Raw genomic sequence first — 20,124 nt, 5'->3', positions numbered from 1 at the left:
CATGCGGACGGTGGCTTCGCTACCGTACGAGATCACGGAGTCCGACCACCTGTGGATCCCGGTGTCCGACGGCGTCCGGCTGTCGGCAAGGATCTGGAGGCCGGTCGCCTCGGACGGTGAGCCGGTACCGGCGATCCTGGAGTACATCCCGTACCGCCATCGCGACCTGACGTCGGTGCGCGACTCGATCCACCATCCCTACCTCGCGGGACACGGTTACGCCTGTGTGCGCGTGGACATCCGGGGTTCGGGGGAGTCGGAGGGTGTGCTCGCCGACGAGTATCTGGAGCGGGAGCAGCAGGACGCGGAAGAGGTCCTCGAATGGATCGCCACGCAGCCGTGGTGCACCGGCCGGACCGGGATGATGGGGATCTCCTGGGGTGCGTTCGCCGCGCTGCAGACGGCCGCACGCAAACCGCCTTCGCTGACCGCGATCGCGATCTCGTCGTTCACCGACGACCGGTACGCCGACGACATGCACTACATGGGTGGCTGCCTGCTCTCGGACAACGTCGCCGAGGCGTCCACCATGTTCGCGTACAGCACGCTTCCGCCCGACCCGGCGCTGGCCGGGGAGCGCTGGCGTGACCGGTGGCTCGAACGGCTGGAGAACTGCAGCCTCTGGATCGGCGAATGGCTGAGTCATCAGCGCCGCGACGACTACTGGCGGCACGCGTCGGTCTGCGAGAACTACAGCGACGTCCAGGTGCCCGTGCTCGCCTCCAGCGGCTGGGCCGACGGCTACTCGAACGCCGTCTCCCGGCTGCTCGCCAACCTCGACGTGCCCCGCCGCGGGCTGATCGGCCCCTGGTCGCACAAGTACCCGCATCTGGGGCGGCCCGGACCGGCCATCGGATACCTGCAGGAACTGGTCCGCTGGTGGGACCACTGGCTGAAGGACGTCGAGAACGGCGTCATGGACGGGCCGATGTTGCGGACCTGGATGCAGGACAGTGTGCCGCCGTCGACGTCGTACGAGGACCGGCCCGGTCGCTGGGTGGGGGAGCCGTCCTGGCCTTCGCCGCACGTCCATCCGTCGGAGCACCGTCTCGCACGGCACCGGATCGCCCGCCCCGGCGAGGAGGTCCCGGCCGAGCGGCTGTCGGTGGAGTCGCCGCTGTCGGTCGGTCAGTTCGCCGGGAAATGGGCTTCCTACAGCGCTCCGCCCGACCTGCCGTACGACCAGCGGGAGGAGGACGGCGGTTCACTCGTCTTCGACACCGACGAACTCACCGAGCCGTGCGAGATCCTCGGTTCGCCACTGGTGGATCTCGAGGTCTCCGCGGACAAACCGGTGGCGCAGGTCGCCGTCCGGCTGTCCGACGTCGCACCGGACGGCCGGGCCACCCGGGTGACGTACGGCCTGCTGAATCTGACCCACCGGGACGGACACGAGGATCCGGAGCCGCTGGAACCGGGCGAGCGGTACCGGGTGCGGGTCGAACTCAACGCCGTCGCGCAGGCTTTCCCGGCCGGACACCGGATCCGGCTGTCGATCTCGTCGTCGTACTGGCCCTTGGCCTGGCCGCCACCGGAACCGGTGATGGTGACCGTCCACACCGGACAGAGCGCGCTCACCCTGCCGGTCCGTCCGATGGCCGAAGCCGACGAGGTTCCCGCGCGGCCGTTCGACGAGCCCGAAGGCACCGAACCGTTGCCGGCGACGCAGATCGAACCCGGCGAGCAGCGCTGGACCGTCTCCCGGGACCTGATCGAGTACCGGTCCGCGCTGGAGATCGTGAAGAACGCGGGCAGGGTCCACTTCGACGACATCGACCTCGACTTCACCAGTGACGTGTTCGAGCGCTATTCGTGGATGGCCGACGACTTCTGTTCGCCGGTCGCGGAAACGGCCTGGTCGATGACGTTCGCCCGGGACGGCTGGGTGGCCAGGAGCGAGACCCGCACACGGGTCTCCTGCACGCCGACGGAGTTCGTCATCGACGCCCGGCTCGATGGCTACGAAGGCGAGCGACGGTGTTACTCCCGCAACTGGCATCGGACGGTTCCCCGCGATCAGGTCTAGCTTGAGTTTTACCGTCTGGGTGGTCGGCGGCGACCCAGACGTTGAAACACGCCCCAGCTCACCCGGGTGGGTACATCTCCTCACTCGATCCTGGACGGACCCGTTTCCCGCGACGCGTGGACGCCGATCCTGTCAACGGCCGTGGACCTACCCGGCCGAGAACGGCAGAGGAGACGATCACGTGATCAGCATCAAGCGCCGGACCGGCTATCTGGGCAGCGTCCTGGCAGCCATCGCGTTCACCGGTATCGCGGCGATCCCGGCCGCCGCGTCGCCGGTGACCGCGATCGACGCGGGGCCCGCGATGCCCGATCTGGTCGGGAAACCGCTGGATGTCGCGTACCAGGCCTTCGACTACCGCACCCGGATCACCGCGGAAGACCTGTCCGGAGCCGGACGCCACGTCGTCTGGCCCGCCAACTGGAAGGTCTGCACCCAGGACCCGGCACCCGGCGTGGTCCTCGTCGACAACGCCAGGGTGACCCTCGGTGCGGTGAAGAAGGACGAGACCTGCCCGAAGAACGGCTAGCCCGCGGAACTCCGCTCACCGTCGTGCCGTGCTCATTTCGCGCTCCTGCGCGGGAAGCAGCCCGGCGGGCCGAAACACGGCGGTGTGCGTTGTCCACAGTGGTCGTCGCCTTCGCGCAAGGCCGCGACGAAGCGTGCGACCTGGCTCGCGGACGGCGCGACGGCCTCTCCGCCGAGGTACCGGATGACGATGAGGTCTTCGCCGGAGTGGGTCTCGATCGCGGCCGCCCAGCCGTGGGTTTCGTCCCACAGCAGGGCGACGTCCCGGCCGGGATACCCGGGAAGCCTTCCGTCGAGGGCGACGTAGGCCGAGATCGGCCGGTCCTGGTCGACGGTGCAGGATTCGAGGCCGACACCCAGTTCGCGGGTGACGTCGGCGAGGTATTCCCACACGGCGTCGAGTGCGGGATGAAGGTGACGGGCCGGCATGGCGAGCGTGGCGGTCAACGGGGTGCGCCCCTTTTCCTTCCCGGCCGTGGGCCGGTGCGAGGACCGGGCCTCGCACCGGCCCACGGCGTCAGGCCTGGATCTCCTTGCGGTCGGTTTTGGTGCCGGTGATGTCGATACGCCGGGGCTTCGCCTTCTCGGCGATCGGGATGCGCAGTGTCAGCACGCCGGCTTCGTAGTCGGCCGCGATGCGGTCGGTGTCGAGGGCGTCACCGAGGAACAACTGGCGGGAGAACACGCCCAAGGGGCGTTCCGAGACCTGCATCTGGACCTCGCCGCCGGTGGTCGGCCGCCGTTCCGCCTTGACCGTGAGGACATTGCGTTCGATGTCCAGTTCGATCGCGTCGGCGGACACGCCGGGAAGATCGAAGCAGACCACGAACTCGTCGCCGGCGCGGTAGGCGTCCATCGGCATCGTGGCCGGCTTGGACCAGGTTCCCTGGGGCGCGGCGCCGAACATCTGCTGGGTGAGACGGTCGAGTTCACGGAACGGGTCGGTGCGCATCAACATGGGTTCCACCTCCTGGGTTCGCTGTTCGTCTGGTGTCAACACGCCCCACTGTTCTAACATGTCATCGAAACGATGACAACAGCTAAGTCGTCGAAAGGATGACAATGACCGAGAAGGGCCTCGCGCATCGCGTGCGGGACGTGCACGACGTGGTGGCGGCGGCTCGCGCCGGTGCTGTGGAGCCCGAGGCGCTGGTGGTGGCGTTGGCGACGTTGCGGGCGGTGCGCGAGGAGCTGGCGGCGTGGGAGCCCGAACTGATCGCGGCGGCCCGTGCCGGTGGGGCCAGCTGGACGTCGCTCGCGCCGGCCCTGGGGGTCGCGAGCCGGCAGGCGGCGGAACGGCGCTTCCTGCGGCTGCGACCCTCCGTCACCGGTGAGGGCACGGGCGAGGCGCGCGTCGACGCGGAACGCGATCGGCGGGCGGGTGATCGTGCGGTGGCCGACTGGGCACGGCGTAACTCGGCGATCTTGCGGCAACTGGCCGGGCAGGCGGGCGCGCTGGACGGACTGGACGCCGAGGCGCGAGAGAGTGCCGACAGGCTCAGCGCGGCACTCGGTGAGAACGACGTGACCGGCCTCTTGGCGCCGCTCGCCGACCTGCGGGACCGTCTCCCGAGCGAGCACAACGGTTTCGTCGAACGACTCGACGAGATCGGCGAGATCGGCGACCAGGTGCGGCGGGACGCCGTCGACAACCGCCGCGAGCGCAACGCGGGTCCGGGTGAAAACGGACAAAGTGGGTAACCGTCCGGCATGACTGATGGTCGAGTGGCGGTGTTCGCGCCGTCTCCGCAGTTGACGGTGACGGTGGAAGAGATCGATGGAGTGCCCGACGTCCACGTGCACGCGGGCGGGCAGGGGGTGTGGCAGTCGCGGATGATCGACGCCCTCGGCGGGCGGGCGCTGGTGTGCTGCGCGCTGGGCGGGGAGACCGGACGGGTGCTGCGGCATTTGATCGGTGTCGACGTCGAAGTCAGGGAAGTCGCCGCGCGCAACGGCGCCTACGTGCACGACCGACGGGACGGGCGCCGCGACGAGGTCGTGCGGATGCCCGCGGACGCGTTGTCGCGGCACGAACTGGACGATCTCTACGAGCTGACCTTGGTCCAGGGGCTGCGCGCGGACGTCGCGATCCTCAGCGGCCCGGACGAGGACGACGTCCCGGTTCCCCATTCGGTGTACGAGCGGCTCGCCCGTGACCTCGGCGCCCACGGCACCGAGGTGGTGGTGGATCTGTCGGGGGAACGGCTGGCCCGAGCGCTCGAAGGCGGTCCGGCGGTGATCAAGGTCAGCCACGAGGAGATGGTCGCCGACGGCCTCGCCGAGTCGGATTCGTTGCCCGACCTCGCGGCGGGATGCCGCGAGCTGGCGTCGGGCGGCGCCCGCGCGGTCGTCGTGTCCCGGGCGGCCGAGGCGACGCTCGCCCTCATCGAGGGAAAGCTGGTCCTGGTGGAGTCTCCCGACCTGACACCGGTGGACACCCGCGGTGGTGGCGACTCCATGACAGCGGGTCTCGCGGTCGGTCTGGCGCAAGGCAGGTCGCTGGAAGAGTCGCTGAAGCTGGGGGCCGCCGCGGGAGCGGTCAACGTGACCCGGCACGGCCTCGGCTCGGGAAGTGACGGCGCGGTGCGGGAACTCGCCGGGCGAGTGCGTCTGCGCCCGTGGGAGGCCGCCTGATGCGTGCGCTGATCACCAATGACGACGGCATCGGCTCGCCGGGTCTGGCCGCGCTCGCGGTCGGCGCCGTGGAACACGGCTGGACCGTGGTGATCGCCGCGCCGGCCGAGGAAGCCAGTGGTACGAGCGCGGGACTGTCCGGCGCCGGCGAGGAGGGCAAGGTCGCGGTCGAGCGGCGGGAGCTGTCCGATGTCCCCGATGTACCGGCCTACGCCGTCGCCGCGCATCCCGGTCTGATCGCGTTGGCGGCCGCGCAGGGCGCGTTCGGCGAACCGCCGGATGTCGTGCTGTCCGGGGTGAACCGCGGGGCGAACGTCGGGCGCGCGGTCCTGCACTCGGGCACCGTCGGCGCGGCGCTGACCGCGTCGATCAACGGCGCGCGGGCTCTCGCGGTCTCGCTCGACGTGGGGCTGGAACCCGGTCCGGAGCCGCATTGGGGCACCGCCGTCAGCGTTGCCGCGACGCTGTTCGACCGGCTCGTGGAACTGCCGGAGGGGACTGTCCTGAACCTCAATGTTCCCGACCGTGCGGAGGCGGGGCCGCCGAAGCGCGCGGCGCTGGCCGAGTTCGGTGCGGTGCGCAGCCACATCCGGAACGACGAGAGCACCGCGTTCGTCCTCACCACCGTGACCGTGGAAGGCGAACTGCCGCCAGGCAGTGACGCCCGTCTGCTGGCCGACGGGCACCCGACGGTGACAGCGCTGCGTTCGATCACCGAAGATCCCGATCCGGCCCTCTGACCGGAACCCGCCACCGGTCCGGCGCTGGACCGCGACCACTACCTAGTGATACGTTGTACTAGTACTCGGTACTACCGAGTACTGGGAGGTCGCGGTGGATGATCTGACGGAGATGCTGAAGGGCACGCTCGAAGGCTGCGTGCTGGAAATCATCGGTGGCGAAGAGGCCTATGGGTATGCCATCACTCGGCGCCTGAACGAACTCGGTTTCGGTGACGTCGTCGAGGGAACGGTTTACACCATCTTGCTGCGGCTGGAGAAGAACGGGGTCGTCCAGGTGACGAAACGGCCGTCCGGGCAAGGACCGCCGCGCAAGTTCTATTCACTCAACGACGCGGGGCGCGACGAACTCGCGAAATTCTGGGTGAAATGGGAGTACGTCACTTCGCGGATCGAAAAGCTCAAGGAGGGCGGGAAATGAACTTCTGGGAGACCGTCACGGGTAGTGACCTCACCAGGGAATCGAAGGCCTTCGAAACCCGGGCCGAGGCCTTGCCCGCGGACTACCGGGCGGCGTGGGAAGAGATCAAGGGACATCTCTCCCCCCACTCGGACTTCACCGGTCGAAACCTGATGCCGATCCTCGACGGTGCGCTGGGGTTGCTCGAAGAAACGGCGTTCGACGGGCAAAGCGTGCACGAGGTGCTGGGTGACGACATCGAGGGATTCTGCGCGGCACTGGCAGGCGGGGAGCGGGGCCGGGGCCATCGCGACCGCTGGCGCCGCCAAGTGAACCGGAACGTCGCCAGGAAACTGAACAAGCTGGGAGGCTGACGTGGGCGTCCAAGACATCATCGAAGGCAAGAAGCAGTGGCGGGCGCATGTGGCGCGGGTCAAGGCGCTCCCGCCGGATTACCGGATCGTCTACAAGGAGATCCAGAAGTACCTCTTCAAGGTGGGGCCGGTCGACCTCGTCGACGGGCCGCTGCTCCCGGGGATCGTCGACTTCTTCGAAGAGGGTGTCCTTGCGGGCAAAGGGGTTCTGGAACTCATCGGCGACGACGTCGCCGGCTTCTGCGACGACCTGATCGGGGACTCTCGCACCTACGCGGACCTCTATCAGGAGTCCATCGCCAAGAAGGCCGGCAAGGCCGGGAAGTGATCTCGGCGGGGTCGCCCGGCGGCTCAGGGCTGCTGGGGACGGGTGAGCTGGGTCAGGAAGTCGTGATTGGTCTCGGTTTTCCGGAGGCCGTCGAGCAGGGTTTCGGTGGCGTTGTCCCGGCCGTCCAGGGCTCGGCGCAGGGCACTGGTGGCGGCGATCTCGGCGGCGGGGATCAGCAGGTCCTCTCGGCGGGTGCCGGACTGCTTGAGGTCGACGGCCGGCCAGACCCGTTTGGTCGCCAGGCGGCGGTCCAGTCGTAGTTCGGCGTTGCCGGTTCCCTTGTATTCCTCGAAGATCACCGTGTCGCCGGTGGAGCCGGTGTCGATGAGCGCGGTGGCGAAGATGGTCAGCGAGCCGCCGTTCTCGATATTGCGGGCGGCGCCGAGGAACCGTTTCGGCGGAGTGAGTGCGGTGGAATCGACGCCACCGGACAGAATGCGGCCGGACGCCGGCGCGGCCAGGTTGTAGGCCCGGCCGAGCCGGGTCAGGGAATCCAGCAATACCACCACGTCCCGGCCCTGCTCGACCAGACGCTTGGCCCGTTCGATGGCGAGTTCGGCGAGCGAGGTGTGTTCGGTGGGAGGGTGGTCGAAGGTGGCGGCGATCACCTCGCCGGGCACCGAACGGGACAGGTCGGTGACCTCCTCGGGGCGTTCGCCGACCAGCACCAGCATCAGATGGCATTCCGGGTGGTTCTTGCTGATGCCGTGCGCGATCGCTTGCAGCACAGAGGTTTTACCGGCCTTGGGGGGCGCCACGATGAGCGCGCGCTGTCCCTTGCCGACCGGCATCACCAGGTCGACCACCCGGGTGGTGAGTGCGTGCGACTCGGTTTCCAGCCGCAGTCTTTCGTTGGGGTAGAGCGGAACCAGGTCGGCGAAGTCGGGACGGCGCCGCAGGGGGAGAGGGTCGCGGCCGTTGGCGGCGGTCACCTCGCCGTTGTCGTCGAGGCAGAGCAGGTCTCCGCGCCGGAGACCGAGGTCGCGGACCGTTTTCTGGGTGATGGGTACGTCGTCGGGGCCCGGCAGGTAGCCGTCCGCCCGGACGTGGGCGCGGTTGCGCACGATGTCGAGTATTCCGTTGATGGTCATGGGAAAGTTCTTTCTGGGTTGGGAGAACGGCGAAGACACGCCGGAAGAGACCTTCGTGATGAGAAGGGATTCGAGAGACGCTCTCGCGGGAGGCGTTGCCTGCATCCGCTAGAGGAACACCTTGACGGTAGCCCAGCCGGGCGTCATCGCGCAACTCTGTCGCTTCGGACCTGGTCGCCTACTCGCTCAGCGCCTGGGTCTCGAAGGCACGCCAGTCGTCGACGTACGCCGCGGCGGCCACCGGGTCGGCGGCCAGCCAGACCCGGGCGTGGGCCAGGTAGTGGAGTTCGACGCCGTCGGTGTCCCGGAGCGCCGCGATCACCGCGTCGGCGTTGTCGTCGAACGCGCGCAGGATCGCCGCGGCGTAGGCGAGGTAGCAGCGAAACTGCGCGTACACGAGGTTGAGGTCGTCCGGAACGTCGGAGGCCCAGCGCAACAGCGGGTAGGAGAGGAGATCCGAACTGGTCAAGGTGAGCCGTCGTGCGTTGAGAATGTGCTGCCGCAGCCGGATCGCCGGGCCGTCGAACCGTTCGGCCAGCCGCACCGACAGTCCGTCGGTCACCGCGTCGAGATCGGCTTTCACCAGGCCACGTGACAGGGCGTCGAGAGTGACTTCCCCGCTCGCGGCGTTGATGTCGTACAACTCCCGGACGGTGCGGTTCAGATCACGGGGCAGCCCGCCGGACATGGCGTGACACAACCAGACGAAGGGCTCGGGAGGCGAGGAGACCCGTTGCACGAGCAGGCGCCGGGTCTCGCTCAAAGCGAACCGGCCCACCGTGACGACGGAGTCGAACGCGGAATCGAACGCGGTACGGACCGCGAGCGACCTGCGGGAGAAGCTCGCCAGGGCGTCGTCGGACACGGCCACCAAGAAGAAACAGCCTTCGACACCGAAGATCGCCTTGATGTCGTTGAGGAAGCGCTCCGCCTCCGCGGCCGAGGCGATCTTGTCCAGCTCGTCCACGCAGACGACGACCCGTCCTCGGGCGGTCAGCTGGGACAGGAACCCGCGGAACTCCTCGACCAGTTCGGGGAACGTCTTGATCTGGGCGGCCTGGGCCAGGGCGTGAGAGCCACCGAATTCGGCCACCGCTGGCGGTTTGACCGTGGCGCTCCGGGTGACCGTGGTGGTCGCCACGAACCGCAGACCTGCCAGCCGTTTCCGGGCTTCGAAGACGAGGGCGTCCTCGGGATGTCCGTGCGCGAGCGAGGTCGTGACCCAGACGACGACGAGCGGGATCAGCGTGACCATCAGACCCGCCGTCATCGCGACCATCCGCCAGTTCGGCGGCACCCACTGCGCGGCGGTCACCAGCCGTGCCCATTGCCAGGTGACCGCGGTGCCGATCGCGCCCACCGCGGAAAGGAGGAACCAAGGCCATCGCCGGTGAGGCCGCCGGGGTTCCGGCACGTCGCCGATGACTTGGGAGCACACCATCGTGTAGAGGTGGACGAGGAAGTCGCGCGATCCGTAGTTCGTCGGCGCGGGGACCACCAGCGTGAGGTCACCGGGTTCCGAACCGAAGCCGAGTTCGCCGAACATCTTGAGGACGGTGCTCTTGCCCGCGCCGCGGGGACCGCTGATCCCGACCGCGCCACGGGTCATGAACGTCATCATCCGGGTGAGGCGCCCGCTGGTGGCGGTGGGGACGTATTCGGCGACGTCGGAAACGTCACCCAGCCGTCGGACGTCCGCCCACGGGAGCGACCTGTCATACGAACGCTTTCGCACTTCGTCGAGGCGTACGGCGACCAAGGGGCGTACGCCGCGATCCAGGAGCGCATCGAGCCAAGCGCGGCACGAGGTTTCGGCCTTCGCGCGAGCCTCGGCCGTGCGCGAGGTGGGGTTCTTCGACGGCCAGTCGGCCGGTGTGTCCGACCGTAGCCGCGTGGTGAGCGAACGCATCGACGCGGTCAGGCCCCAAGCCAGCCAGCAGATCACGGAGGCCGTCGCGGCGAGCCAGACTTTGAACTCTCCCAGCGATTGTTCGGGGTCGAGGACGGCGACGAACGCGACGGCGAGCGCCAGGACGCTCCCGGCCACGGCCCCACCGCTGATCGCGCGGAGCGCGTAGTCGGACGATCGACGTAAAGCCTGTTTCAGGAGAGCGAAGAGCACGACCGCGACCAGGACCACTCCGGCGGCACTTTGCCAGGTCAGCCCGAGATGATCGAGGGCGAAGGCGGTGGGCGCGAAGATCAGGGTGAGGGAACCGAAGAAGGGGAGCACTTCGGCCGTGGATTGGATCCAGACCGCGGTCTCGACCGGGACCTTGAGCAGGGACTCGGCATAGCGGGCCTTCGCCGTCGCGTACTGCTGCCGGGCCGCGGCGGTCGACGCGACGATCGCGGTCACGTTCCGCTCGATGTCCCCGGCCACTTCGTCGACGAAATCGCGGACCTTTTCGAGGTTGACCGCGCCGGCGACATCGGCCGTTTCACACGCTTCTTCGGCGAGCTGATGGCGTGCCGCGAGGACGAATTCGCGCGCGTCCAAGGCGGAAGTGAGGTAGACGCGTTCGAGCCGGATGTCCGTGAGGTGCTTTCGGACGCCTCCGTTGCGAAAGACGAACAGGCCGCCTTCCCTGCCGATGAGATCGGGGACCTCGGACAGCGGGCCGACCGCGTCGACCGTGCCACTCGGGCCGCGGTCGAACACCAGCAACGCGAGCTTGTACCGGACATACGCGGAGTTCGTCGTCATCACCGCGGCGGCGAGCACGAGCAATGGCGGGAAGTCGGTCTTGTTCCACTCGGAGTCGTTGATCAGCGCCAGCCACGCGAACAGCCCGGCGACCGAGCCCGCCACCACCGGGAACAGGACCGCTACCCGGTCCTGCGCCAGCACCCGCGTCGGGGTGCCGAGGCGGGTTTCGTCGTCGCGGGTGACGAGCAAGGTCTTCTGCGCGCCGATGGCACCCGCGAGAAGCCCTACGATCCCGGCGCTGAGTAGCGTCGGCCAGCTCCGGCCGGTGAGGAACGCCGCCACCCCGGCGACCAGCCCGGCGCCGGTGCCACCCACGAGCCAGGCCGTCGTCGCGCCGCGCCACCGGGAAAACGACACCGCGACCGGCAGCAGGGGGCGGGTGAGCGAGGCCAGGGCGATCGCGACGGCGACGGTGACCGCCGCGGCCATCCCGGACACCGCCCACAACGGGAGCGTGACGTCCCACCGCTTGTCGATCGCCATCGCGGTGGCGACGGCGGTGATGAGCCCGAGGACACCCGCCAACGCGGTCGTCACGAGCAGGAACCGCGGACGGGAGACCTTGTCCGCCAGCCGCCACCACGCCAGAGGACCCGCGTCCGCGGTCTTCGCGAAGTGCGCTACGCGACGGAGCCTGATCAGCTCTTCAGACGGAAGCTCGGCGATGAGGTGCCGTTCGATGGCCCACGGATGCGGGAAGGCCGCCCGGTCCATCAGCACGGTCGGGTCGGCACCCTCCTTGGCGTAGACGGCGTCGAACAGGTGAAGGCCCAGCGGGGTGGCCAATACCGTGGCCAGGGGCCCGCTCGGATCGGTGCGGACGACGTCCGCCAGCGCTGGCCACTCGGCGAGGCGATCAGCGAGTGACGGCGGGCGCAGTTCGACGATCTCGATTCCGTGCACGAAGTCCGCGGTACGGCTGGTCAGCAGCACCGGGAAGGGGAGCGCCCGAACGCCTTCGAGGAAATCCTCACGGAGACCTGAAGCGAGCTCGTCCACGCCTTCGACGAGTGGGTGGATCAGACCGGCCTCCAGCAGCCGTGCCGCCTGCGTGACGGTGTGTTCGCTTTCGAGATGGCGCGAGATCCACGCTTCGAGCGGCTGCCCGTCCTCCCAGGTTTCGATCGGGATCCACACCGGAACGGGATCGCCGGGCTCACGGGCCTTCAGCGCCGCCTGCTGGAACTCGGTGACCAGCCGGGACTTGCCGGCTCCCCACGGTGCGACGACGACGATGCTTTCTTTGCCGCGAGCGAGAAAATGATCGAGCGGTGGGCTGAACCCGGACGCGGTGTGGGACCGCTTGACGACGGCCTTGGCGGCCAGGTCGTCCACGATCGTGGCCAGCTCGGTGGCGTCGTCAGGGGGTGCTACCGCCCCACTCGTCATGCGAACGAACTCCCGTGTCCGGCCGGTTGTGCTGGTCCGACGAAGGAGTCGCCGTCACGGCCGAAACGTGTCACCCGGGCTGGCTCTGCGACCTTTTCGTGATCTGACGGCCGGCCGCCCGGGAAGCCCCGGGCGGCCGGACCGGCGTCAGAGGGTGCAGTTCCTGGCCGAGCCGGTGTTCACCTTGGCCCCGGTGAACTCCTCGATTATCGCGATGTTTTCCGGGGCGTAGTTCTTGGCCACGATCGCGGCCACGTCGGCGCTGCCGAGTTTGGCGGCATAGGGCGCGGACTGATCCAGCCAATACGCGGTGCGGAGAAACTCGACGAGTACCAGCTCGCGCAGTTCTGGCTGGTTCTTGATCTTGGTCCAGTAGTCGGGATAACGGGCCTTGGCCACCCGCAGGTAGAGCTGCAGATAGCGGAGGTTGGTGGCGGCGATGTCCCGGGAATTACTGGCGCCCACGCCCTGGATGTACTCGGCGACGACCGTGGCCGCCGGCAAACCCATGAGTCCGGCGTTGAGTTCGGCGACGACTCCCTGGAGTCGATAGGCCCCTTGCTGCGAGTCCCGCAGGTAGATGTCGTCCATGCTGGAAGTAAGGTCGTCGGTGATCAGCGGCAGTATTTCGCGGCGGGGGAATCCGCCGTGCAAGGGTACCTTCATCGCCTTGCGGGAGGCGTTGATCCAGGCGGAGTAGTAGACGTCCCAAGAGGTTCTCGAAGGATCGAGATCCCACATGTGCGTCTCTTCGTGGATCGCCACCATCAGGGACTCGGCGAGCGCGTTGAAGCTGGTCTTGGTCACGAACTGGCTGAAGTACTTGTCCTTCGCCTGTGCGATCGCGAGACCTTCGCCGCTGGGCCACCGTCGCTTGTAGACGGCCTGGATGGTCTGCAGCCACTTCGAAGACTGGAAAGTGGCTTTGATGTCACTTACATCGGCTTTCGGCTGTACGGGTTCTTCGTAGCAGAAGGGGGCGCGTACGCCCGCGTCGGAAGTGGTTTGGGCGGTAGCGACGGGAAATGGGGTGAGGGACAGTACGAGGCATGCGGTCAGCACGGAAATGCGATATTCACGGCGCATACGAACCTCGGTTCACGGTAGGGACCTCCGTGGGTAATGACGGCAGTGTCTCCTACTTCTCGCCGTTAATTCAATGATCTCGCTCCGACTGCGGCTGGATAGGCTAGGAATTATGGCGGCGAATGGGGTAGGCCCCTAAGTGCACGCCAGCCGGGACCTGCGCATGCCGTAGCCGAAGTAGATCAGGAGACCCAGCGCCATCCAGCCGCCGAAGACCACCCAGGTGGTGCCATCGAGGCTGAGCATCATGTAGCCGCAGCACAGCACCCCGAGGATCGGCGTGACAGGGGAGAAGGGCACCCGGAACGTGCGCGGCGCGTCCGGCTCCCGGCGTCGCAGCAGCAGGACGGCGACGTTCACCAGACCGAACGCGAAGAGCGTGCCGATGCTGGTGGCGTCGGCCAGTTTGCCGAGGGGGATGAACGCGGCCAGTGTCGCGACGAAACCGGAGACCACCAGGGTGTTGATCCGCGGCGTGCCGCTCTTCGGGTCCACTTTGGACAGCGCGGCCGGGACCAGGCCGTCGCGGGACATCGAGTACAGGATGCGCGTCTGTCCGTAGAGGACGGTCAGGACGACACTGGAGATCGCCACGATCGCGCCGACGGCGAGCAGTGCGGCCCACAGCGGATTGCTCGACACGGCACTGAGGACGTGCGAGAGCGCGGCTTCCTGGCCGTCGAACCGCTGCCACGGCAGGGCGCCGACCGCGGCCACGGCGACCAGGCAGTACAGCACGGTGACGATGGCGAGCGAGAGCAGGATCGCCCGCGGCAGGTCACGCTGCGGGTTCTTCGCCTCCTCGCCCGCCGTCGACGCCGCGTCGAACCCGATGTAGGAGAAGAACAGTTTCGCGCCGCCGGCGCTCAGCCCGGCCAGGCCGAGTGGCAGGAACGGGGTGAAGTTCGCCGCGCGCACTGCGGTGAACGCGATCGCGCAGAACAGCACCAGGGTGCCGATCTTGATCACGACCATGATCGCGTTGGCCCGCGCGCTCTCCTTCGCCCCGGACAGCAGCAGGACCATGGCGAGCAGGACGACGACGATGGCCGGGACGTTGACGATCCCGCCCGAGCCCGGTGGCTGGCTCAGCGCGTCCGGGATGGCGACCCCGAAGGTCAGCCGCAGCAGCTCGTTGACGTACTGACCCCACCCGACGGCCACCGAGGCCACCGAGACGCCGTACTCGAGTACCAGGCACCAGCCGCAGACCCAGGCGACCAGCTCGCCGAGTGTCGCGTACGTATAGGAATAGGATGAACCGGACAGCGGGATCATGCCGGCGAGTTCGGCGTAAGACAGCGCGGAGAACAGCGCGGTGATACCGGCGAGCACGAAGGACAGCACGACCGCGGGGCCCGCCACGGGCACCGCTTCACCGAGGACGACGAAGATCCCGCTGCCCAGCGTCGCGCCGATGCTGAGCATGGTCAGCTGCCCGAGTCCGAGTGAACGCTTCAACGTGCCATGATCACTTTCGGCGATCAGGTCGGCGACCGGTTTCCGCCGCACCGTCGCGGCTCGCAGAGTCATGCCGACGACCGTATCTGCCGCCTTGAACGCACTGAACAGGAGATCGTTGCGTCGTTAGCTGAGTTACAGTCGATTCGTTCCGTGACCTGGTCGATTCATGAAGAATCGTTCACTCTCACCACGCCGTCGGCTGGCCACGAAAGTGCCGGGGCACCGACGTCGACACCCCGGCACGGTGGGGTCACAGCTCGACGAGCAGCTCGTGGTCGATCTCGACGAACTCGACGATCGTTTCAGCGAACCGGCCGGCGATCAGCTCCTGGTAGACGGCCGAACCGGTGTGCGCGTCATAGGCGTCCTGGTCGGCGAAGTGCTCGACGAACAGCAGGTAGTCCGGTTTGGCCGGATCGCGGTAGACGCGGAAGGACAGCGTGCCGTCCTCGACTCCTGGGCCCCGCGGGGCGAACTCGGCCACGAGGGCCTCGGCCTCGGCCTGCTTGCCGTCCTTCAGGTGGATGGGGAAAACCTTGGTGAGCAACGGAAACTCCTTGTGTCGTCGGAACGAGGAGAAGCCTCTCGCTCACGGGCCGCCGGGTCCGGCCGGATCCGGACATCCGCCGATGTCCGGATCCGGCCGGTGGCCTCGCCGGCGGACGCGTATACCTGAGCCGTGACCACGTATTCGGCCGTTCTCACGACCGGCATCTACTGCCGGCCGGGATGTGGAGCGAAGCCGTTGCCGCGCAACAACGTCACCTTCGAGCACGCGGCGGCGGCCGAGGCGGCCGGGTTCCGCGCGTGCCTGCGCTGCCGTCCGTACCGGGTGGCCGGACCGGTCGGCTCGGACGCGCCCGAGCTGGTCTGCCGGGCGGTCCAGCTGATCATCGGCGGAGCACTGGACCACGACGGCACCGAAGAGGCACTCGCCGCCCGCGTCGGCTTGTCCGCCCGGCACCTCCGACGACTGTTCCTGAAACATCTGGGTGCCAGTCCGGACCAGCTCGCGCGGTCGCGGCGCGCGCATTTCGCCCGCCGTCTGCTCGACGACACCGACCTGACCGTGCTGGACGTCGCGTTCGCTTCGGGTTTCGGGAGCCTGCGGCAGTTCAACCGGGCCATTCGGGAGGTGTTCCGTGCCTCGCCGACCGACCTGCGTGACCGTCGGCGCCGCGCCGACCGGCTGGTCGCCGACGGGGGTCTCGCGTTGCGGCTGCCTTTCCTGCCGGGTTACGACTGGCCCGCGACGCTGGGACTCTTGAGTTCTTGGGCGGTGCCGGGGGTCGAGTCCGTCGAGGGGGAGACCTATCGGCGGACGATCACCGTCAAGGACGCGCCCGGGCTCCTGGAGATCTCGCCGGGTGGGGCGGACCATCTGTTGCTGCGTGCGCATCTGCCCTACTGGGAAGACCTCATCCACGTGGTGGACCGCGCTTCGCGGATCGTGGGCCTCGACACCGATCACTCGGCCGGGGTCGAGGTGCTGAGCGATGATCCCGTCCTCGGGCCCCTGGTCCGGTCCCGGCCTGGGCTGGCCGTGCCGGGCGCCTGGAGCGGGTACGAGGTCGCCACACAGGTGGTGCTGGGTTCCGGGCTGGCGGACTTCGTGGCTTCCCGCGGTTCGGCGGTACCCGGTCTGCCGGGTGGGTTGACGCATACCTTTCCCTTGCCGTCAGGGGAGTTCGCCGTACTCGAACCGGGAATCGGCGTGGCCGCGGTGGCGGCGCTGCCTGGGCTGGACGTCGAACAGGCGCACCGTGTCGCCTTCCGGCTCGGTTGCCGTGAGGCCTTTCCGACCGGCGAGCCCGCCCTGGCCGGGGCCCTGGCCGAGCTGGGCGTCTCGCCCGCGACCCGGTGGCATCCGTGGTCGGCGCTGGCCGCGGCACAGCTCATGGCCGCGTCGGGACGCACTCGGTAGCCGTCCACTTACTGTCCATAGTGGACTGCGGCTCGCCGCCGGTTCGCGGCGGAGGTGAGGGGTGACGCCGTCGAGCAAGTGGCCTATTGACAAGCATGACAGTATTTTTCCAACTGCACGGCTAGTGCGTTGGCTGCGGGATGAGGGTCGACGTCTCTGGGGAGAGGAACCGACCATGCTCGCAGCTCGCCGGACATCGTTGGTGGTTGCGCTCGGCGCGGCCGCCGGTCTCGCCTGCACCGTACCTGTCGCGGCCGCGGCGCCGGTCGCCTCGGCCGACGACTACTACCAGGACGCGCTGGGCAAGACCGGTGCGGAGCTCAAGACCGCGCTGCACGGGATCATCAGCACCAACACCAAGTTGTCGTACGAGCAGGTTTGGGACGGGATCAAGGCCACCGATGAGGATCCCGCGAACTCGGCGAACGTGATCCTGCTCTACAGCGGTCGTTCGCAGTCGAAGAGCACGAACGGCGGCGAGCCCGACAACTGGAACCGTGAGCATGTCTGGGCCAAGTCGCACGGCGACTTCGGCACCGCGATCGGGCCGGGCACCGACCTGCATCATCTGCGGGCCGAAGACGTATCGGTGAACAGCACGCGGGGGAACAAGGACTTCGACGCCGGCGGCTCCCCGGTCGACGAGGCGCCCGGAAGCCTGACCGACGACGATTCGTTCGAGCCGCGGGACGCGGTCAAGGGCGACGTGGCCCGCATGATCCTCTACATGTCCGTCCGGTACGACGGCAGCGAGGGCTACCCGGACCTCGAACCGAACGACGCCGTCGACAACGGTTCGAAGCCCAACATCGGGCGTCTCTCGGTCTTGTTGTCCTGGAACACCCAGGACCCGCCCGATGCCGCCGAGCAGCGTCGTAACCAGGTCATCTACGACCAGTTCCAGCACAACCGCAATCCGTTCATCGACCACCCTGAATGGGCTGCCTCCATTTACGGTTAGCCCGTCCCGATCAGTGGGCATGCCGAAGTTTACGTAGTCGCGGAATTGTTCGGATAACACCGGGAAGGTGCAGGGCATAGGGTTCAGGCCATGACCTCGAAGTCGATCGATCCTCTCGGTGCCTGCCGAGCCGGGATCGTGTGCCTCTCGGTCGTCCTGGCCACGATCGGATCCGCTCCGGTCGCGCAGGCGACAGCCCCGGCTGCGGCTCCTGAAGCGGCCGTTCAGCCGGGCAACGTACTGCGGTTCGACGCCCTGACCGATTCGCTGATCGCGCGTCTGCTCCTGGGCGATCTGGTCGCCGCGTCGAAGTTCGGCACCGGGCGGCCCATCGACGACCCGCAACGGGAACGGGAACTCCTGGCCACCGTCCGGAGTGAGGCCACGGTGCTCGGCATCGACGCCGACGCGGCGGTCGCGGTGTTCACCGATCAGATCTCCGCCAGCAAGATCGTGCAGCGCGGCCTGTTCGCGCGCTGGACGGAGCATCCCGACGAGGCTCCCACCGCTCGCCCGGACCTCGGTCAGATCCGGGCCGAGCTCGACAAGCTCACCCACGCCATTCTCGCCGAACTGAAAACGACCGAGACCCTGCGCCATGGCGATTCGCGTTGCCGTCCTGAACTCTTCCTCGCCAAAGCCGTGGGTGCCATCGAACACCGTCTCGACGCGCTTCACCGGCAGGCCTTGCGCACCGCTGTCGCCACGGTCTGCCTGCCCGAATAGGGGTCAGGACTCTCTGAAGATGACCGCGTCCGTCAACGATGTCCTCTACAGTGAAGGGAATTGGGCCGATCAGTTCTGGTCGTTCGCCAACCTCGTCGCCTACGCCTCGCGCGGGACGACGGTGCGGACCGGCGACGTCATCGGGTCCGGCACGGTGGGGACCGGCTGCGTCCTGGAACTGTCGCAAGTCCACGGAGAACAGGAATTCCCGTGGCTGCGGGCCGGTGACCGGGTCTCCCTGGAGATCGAGGGCCTCGGCGAGATCCGCACTTCGATCGTGGAAGGCGACCCGGTGCACCCACTCGCGTGAGTGCGCTAGCGCGGCGAGGTCGACAACGTGGGCGTCGGAGGTATCGAGCCGCGGTCGAGGGAGAAGACGGTGAGGAAGTAGTTCGCCTGAACACAGTTGACGTTCTCCCCGCCGGTGAGCCTCGCGGTCAGCGTGCCGCCCTCGACGGACAGGGCGGCGCCGTCCTCGGCGCAGCCGGGCACGGCGAAGGCGAAGCCCCGTCGATCGGCGGGCGGGGTGAACGACAGCGCTCCACGAACCTCGTCCAGGTTGGTGAGCTTGGCACGTTCCAGGGCGCTTCGGAACGCTTGGGCTTCGGCTGTCCCCAGTTCCACGGGTCGCAGCTCCGCCAACCGGTTGGTCAGGCCGCCGAGCCCCACGAACGCCTCCAGCTTCACCGGCCCCTTGCCGGCGCCCGGGCCCCCTCCGGCTCCACACCCCGCCACCACCAGCACAAAGAACGCCGCTATCCATCTCATGCGCCGAGGACGTAACCGGCCACGACTCCGGTTGCGCGACTTCAGTCTCGAAGCGATATCGCTATGAGCCTTTACCGGCCTGCATCCGGACATAAGCGAGGTAGAGGCCGGTGACGATCACAGCGCCGAGGCTGAGGAGAATGCCGAGGCACAGCAGCCAGATCGTCCAGCCGTGGCCGGAAAGCTGCTCGGCGGCCATCGTCTGGTAGTTCCTCGCCGGGATGTCGATTCCGTCGCCGATGGTCCAGCACACGTCGCCTGCTCGCATCTCCTTGTCGCCGCAGACGACCGGTCCCTCGCGGGCCGCCTCCGGGGCGGCCTCGGACACCAGCATCAGTCCGATCACGAACACGATCCCGCCGAGCGCGATCGCGAGGTAGCCGATCAGGCCTTTGTCCGTCATGTGCGCGACTTCCTCGGTACTCGACGATTCCTGAGGTCGGTCAGTGGGTCGAATGCACGTTGTCGAGCCTTCTCGGGTTTCTGGTTCTTCGACCGCGGCATGCTCGGTTCTAGCTTGCCGACGCGGGGACCGGTCCCGGATGCCCGACCCCCGGACGAGATCGGCGACCACTGTCCGGTGATACCCACATGACCATGCGTGATCAGGATGTGTGGCTGAGGTTCAGCCGCTCAGGCGAGGAAACCCCTGCAGTCCTGGCAATGTCACCCATTGCGGTGATCCTCGCTAATTCACCATTCGTGGCGACCGCCTCACCGGTTCGGGTAATGGCCGCCGCCCACTTGTCGTAGCGGCCTCCGGTTTCCCATGAAGATCGTCTTCGTTGCTGCTACCCACAGTGGCAGCGCTCGAAAAACGAGGCCCCGCCGCAAAACACGAAAGACTTGCATGTTTATCGTGGGAAGATTCATGACTTCCCGACCGGCCGGGAAAGCGCTTTTTGACAGCGCGCCAACGTGGTGAAAATCTTCGATCGCTCCTCGCGAGAGCACAACTGAACACGAAAATCCGAA

21 protein-coding genes are annotated in these 20,124 nt (G+C 67.8%); 12 read left to right on the top strand and 9 right to left on the bottom strand.

Translation table 11 applies throughout. The features are described 5' to 3' along the window. The first annotated feature begins 1 nt into the window (after window position 1). Window positions 2–2,026 carry a CocE/NonD family hydrolase gene (locus H5J31_RS01705; RefSeq protein ID WP_181770609.1) on the top strand — a complete coding sequence of 675 codons (2,025 nt, stop codon included), beginning with the start codon at window positions 2–4 and terminating at the stop codon, window positions 2,024–2,026. A 181-nt stretch (window positions 2,027–2,207) separates the two neighbouring features. Then, window positions 2,208–2,555: a hypothetical protein gene (locus H5J31_RS01700; RefSeq protein WP_181770608.1), complete on the top strand. Its 348-nt coding sequence runs from the start codon at window positions 2,208–2,210 to the stop codon at window positions 2,553–2,555. A gap of 32 nt (window positions 2,556–2,587) precedes the next feature. Here the strand turns inward: H5J31_RS01700 and H5J31_RS01695 are convergent, their stop codons facing one another. Then, on the bottom strand, window positions 2,588–2,983 hold the full coding sequence (locus H5J31_RS01695) for a DUF6292 family protein (RefSeq protein ID WP_181770715.1): 396 nt from the start codon (window positions 2,981–2,983) through the stop codon (window positions 2,588–2,590). Between the two features lie 88 nt (window positions 2,984–3,071). Continuing rightward, window positions 3,072–3,512 (bottom strand): Hsp20/alpha crystallin family protein, encoded by a 441-nt coding sequence (locus tag H5J31_RS01690; protein WP_181770607.1) that lies wholly within the window; start codon window positions 3,510–3,512, stop codon window positions 3,072–3,074. 104 nt (window positions 3,513–3,616) lie between these two features. Here H5J31_RS01690 and H5J31_RS01685 point away from each other — a divergent pair, with 104 nt between their 5' ends. From H5J31_RS01685 to H5J31_RS01660, 6 genes are all read left to right on the top strand, one after another. Then, window positions 3,617–4,255: an HSP18 transcriptional regulator gene (locus H5J31_RS01685; RefSeq protein WP_181770606.1), complete on the top strand. Its 639-nt coding sequence runs from the start codon at window positions 3,617–3,619 to the stop codon at window positions 4,253–4,255. A gap of 9 nt (window positions 4,256–4,264) precedes the next feature. Then, window positions 4,265–5,188, top strand: coding sequence for a 1-phosphofructokinase family hexose kinase (locus tag H5J31_RS01680; RefSeq protein WP_207897272.1), 924 nt, complete (start codon window positions 4,265–4,267; stop codon window positions 5,186–5,188). Continuing rightward, window positions 5,188–5,928, top strand: coding sequence for a 5'/3'-nucleotidase SurE (surE, locus tag H5J31_RS01675; protein WP_181770605.1), 741 nt, complete (start codon window positions 5,188–5,190; stop codon window positions 5,926–5,928). The genes H5J31_RS01680 and surE overlap by 1 nt, the downstream gene beginning before the upstream one ends. 94 nt (window positions 5,929–6,022) lie before the next feature. Next, a complete protein-coding gene (locus H5J31_RS01670; RefSeq protein WP_181770604.1) occupies window positions 6,023–6,349 on the top strand; it encodes a PadR family transcriptional regulator in 327 nt (108 codons plus the stop codon). Beyond that, window positions 6,346–6,702, top strand: a complete 357-nt coding sequence (locus tag H5J31_RS01665; RefSeq protein ID WP_181770603.1) for a DUF1048 domain-containing protein — start codon at window positions 6,346–6,348, stop codon at window positions 6,700–6,702. The genes H5J31_RS01670 and H5J31_RS01665 overlap by 4 nt, the downstream gene beginning before the upstream one ends. A 1-nt stretch (window position 6,703) precedes the next feature. Next, the gene (locus tag H5J31_RS01660; protein WP_181770602.1) at window positions 6,704–7,030 is read left to right on the top strand and encodes a DUF1048 domain-containing protein; all 327 of its coding nucleotides are present in this window, start codon (window positions 6,704–6,706) and stop codon (window positions 7,028–7,030) included. A 23-nt stretch (window positions 7,031–7,053) separates the two neighbouring features. On the opposite strand, the gene rho is transcribed toward H5J31_RS01660, so the two are convergent. The 5 genes from rho to H5J31_RS01635 all read right to left on the bottom strand — a co-directional run bounded on the left by rho (window position 7,054) and on the right by H5J31_RS01635 (window position 15,317). Next, window positions 7,054–8,121: a transcription termination factor Rho gene (gene rho / locus H5J31_RS01655; protein WP_328701342.1), complete on the bottom strand. Its 1,068-nt coding sequence runs from the start codon at window positions 8,119–8,121 to the stop codon at window positions 7,054–7,056. 178 nt (window positions 8,122–8,299) lie between these two features. Beyond that, window positions 8,300–12,220: an NACHT domain-containing protein gene (locus tag H5J31_RS01650; protein WP_181770600.1), complete on the bottom strand. Its 3,921-nt coding sequence runs from the start codon at window positions 12,218–12,220 to the stop codon at window positions 8,300–8,302. A 147-nt stretch (window positions 12,221–12,367) separates the two neighbouring features. Next, window positions 12,368–13,306 (bottom strand): hypothetical protein, encoded by a 939-nt coding sequence (locus tag H5J31_RS01645; RefSeq protein WP_236004497.1) that lies wholly within the window; start codon window positions 13,304–13,306, stop codon window positions 12,368–12,370. Between the two features lie 135 nt (window positions 13,307–13,441). Beyond that, window positions 13,442–14,839 carry an amino acid permease gene (locus H5J31_RS01640; protein WP_181770599.1) on the bottom strand — a complete coding sequence of 466 codons (1,398 nt, stop codon included), beginning with the start codon at window positions 14,837–14,839 and terminating at the stop codon, window positions 13,442–13,444. A 181-nt stretch (window positions 14,840–15,020) separates the two neighbouring features. Next, window positions 15,021–15,317, bottom strand: a complete 297-nt coding sequence (locus tag H5J31_RS01635; protein ID WP_181770598.1) for a putative quinol monooxygenase — start codon at window positions 15,315–15,317, stop codon at window positions 15,021–15,023. Between the two features lie 132 nt (window positions 15,318–15,449). Here H5J31_RS01635 and H5J31_RS40375 point away from each other — a divergent pair, with 132 nt between their 5' ends. The 4 genes from H5J31_RS40375 to H5J31_RS01615 all read left to right on the top strand — a co-directional run bounded on the left by H5J31_RS40375 (window position 15,450) and on the right by H5J31_RS01615 (window position 18,691). Beyond that, window positions 15,450–16,694, top strand: a complete 1,245-nt coding sequence (locus H5J31_RS40375; RefSeq protein WP_181770597.1) for a helix-turn-helix domain-containing protein — start codon at window positions 15,450–15,452, stop codon at window positions 16,692–16,694. 175 nt (window positions 16,695–16,869) lie between these two features. Beyond that, entirely contained in the window at window positions 16,870–17,655 is a 786-nt protein-coding gene (locus H5J31_RS01625) for an endonuclease I family protein (RefSeq protein ID WP_181770596.1), read from the top strand. 90 nt (window positions 17,656–17,745) lie between these two features. Then, window positions 17,746–18,381: a gamma subclass chorismate mutase AroQ gene (gene aroQ, locus H5J31_RS39705; RefSeq protein ID WP_181770595.1), complete on the top strand. Its 636-nt coding sequence runs from the start codon at window positions 17,746–17,748 to the stop codon at window positions 18,379–18,381. A 19-nt stretch (window positions 18,382–18,400) separates the two neighbouring features. Continuing rightward, complete coding sequence (locus H5J31_RS01615) at window positions 18,401–18,691, top strand: fumarylacetoacetate hydrolase family protein (protein ID WP_236004495.1); 291 nt, start codon at window positions 18,401–18,403, stop codon at window positions 18,689–18,691. 5 nt (window positions 18,692–18,696) lie between these two features. On the opposite strand, the gene H5J31_RS01610 is transcribed toward H5J31_RS01615, so the two are convergent. Beyond that, window positions 18,697–19,149, bottom strand: coding sequence for a hypothetical protein (locus tag H5J31_RS01610; protein ID WP_207897270.1), 453 nt, complete (start codon window positions 19,147–19,149; stop codon window positions 18,697–18,699). A 61-nt stretch (window positions 19,150–19,210) separates the two neighbouring features. Continuing rightward, window positions 19,211–19,552 carry a hypothetical protein gene (locus H5J31_RS01605; protein ID WP_181770594.1) on the bottom strand — a complete coding sequence of 114 codons (342 nt, stop codon included), beginning with the start codon at window positions 19,550–19,552 and terminating at the stop codon, window positions 19,211–19,213. Window positions 19,553–20,124: the final 572 nt, after the last annotated feature.

This window comes from Amycolatopsis pittospori (assembly GCF_013870525.1).
GTDB classification, from domain to species: Bacteria; Actinomycetota; Actinomycetes; order Mycobacteriales; family Pseudonocardiaceae; genus Amycolatopsis; species Amycolatopsis pittospori.
This window is presented reverse-complemented; position numbering and strand designations above follow the sequence as displayed.

Excerpts from the sequence above, each read along its gene's own strand:
- H5J31_RS01705 (WP_181770609.1), top strand. The coding sequence starts at position 2 with ATGCGGACGGTGGCTTCGCTACCGTACGAGATCACGGAGTCCGACCAC.
- H5J31_RS01695 (WP_181770715.1), bottom strand. The coding sequence starts at position 2,983 with ATGCCGGCCCGTCACCTTCATCCCGCACTCGACGCCGTGTGGGAATAC.
- H5J31_RS01690 (WP_181770607.1), bottom strand. The coding sequence starts at position 3,512 with ATGTTGATGCGCACCGACCCGTTCCGTGAACTCGACCGTCTCACCCAG.
- H5J31_RS01685 (WP_181770606.1), top strand. The coding sequence starts at position 3,617 with ATGACCGAGAAGGGCCTCGCGCATCGCGTGCGGGACGTGCACGACGTG.
- H5J31_RS01680 (WP_207897272.1), top strand. The coding sequence starts at position 4,265 with ATGACTGATGGTCGAGTGGCGGTGTTCGCGCCGTCTCCGCAGTTGACG.
- surE (WP_181770605.1), top strand. The coding sequence starts at position 5,188 with ATGCGTGCGCTGATCACCAATGACGACGGCATCGGCTCGCCGGGTCTG.
- H5J31_RS01665 (WP_181770603.1), top strand. The coding sequence starts at position 6,346 with ATGAACTTCTGGGAGACCGTCACGGGTAGTGACCTCACCAGGGAATCG.
- rho (WP_328701342.1), bottom strand. The coding sequence starts at position 8,121 with ATGACCATCAACGGAATACTCGACATCGTGCGCAACCGCGCCCACGTC.
- H5J31_RS01650 (WP_181770600.1), bottom strand. The coding sequence starts at position 12,220 with ATGACGAGTGGGGCGGTAGCACCCCCTGACGACGCCACCGAGCTGGCC.
- H5J31_RS01645 (WP_236004497.1), bottom strand. The coding sequence starts at position 13,306 with ATGCGCCGTGAATATCGCATTTCCGTGCTGACCGCATGCCTCGTACTG.
- H5J31_RS01640 (WP_181770599.1), bottom strand. The coding sequence starts at position 14,839 with ATGACTCTGCGAGCCGCGACGGTGCGGCGGAAACCGGTCGCCGACCTG.
- H5J31_RS01625 (WP_181770596.1), top strand. The coding sequence starts at position 16,870 with ATGCTCGCAGCTCGCCGGACATCGTTGGTGGTTGCGCTCGGCGCGGCC.
- aroQ (WP_181770595.1), top strand. The coding sequence starts at position 17,746 with ATGACCTCGAAGTCGATCGATCCTCTCGGTGCCTGCCGAGCCGGGATC.
- H5J31_RS01615 (WP_236004495.1), top strand. The coding sequence starts at position 18,401 with ATGACCGCGTCCGTCAACGATGTCCTCTACAGTGAAGGGAATTGGGCC.
- H5J31_RS01610 (WP_207897270.1), bottom strand. The coding sequence starts at position 19,149 with ATGAGATGGATAGCGGCGTTCTTTGTGCTGGTGGTGGCGGGGTGTGGA.
- H5J31_RS01605 (WP_181770594.1), bottom strand. The coding sequence starts at position 19,552 with ATGACGGACAAAGGCCTGATCGGCTACCTCGCGATCGCGCTCGGCGGG.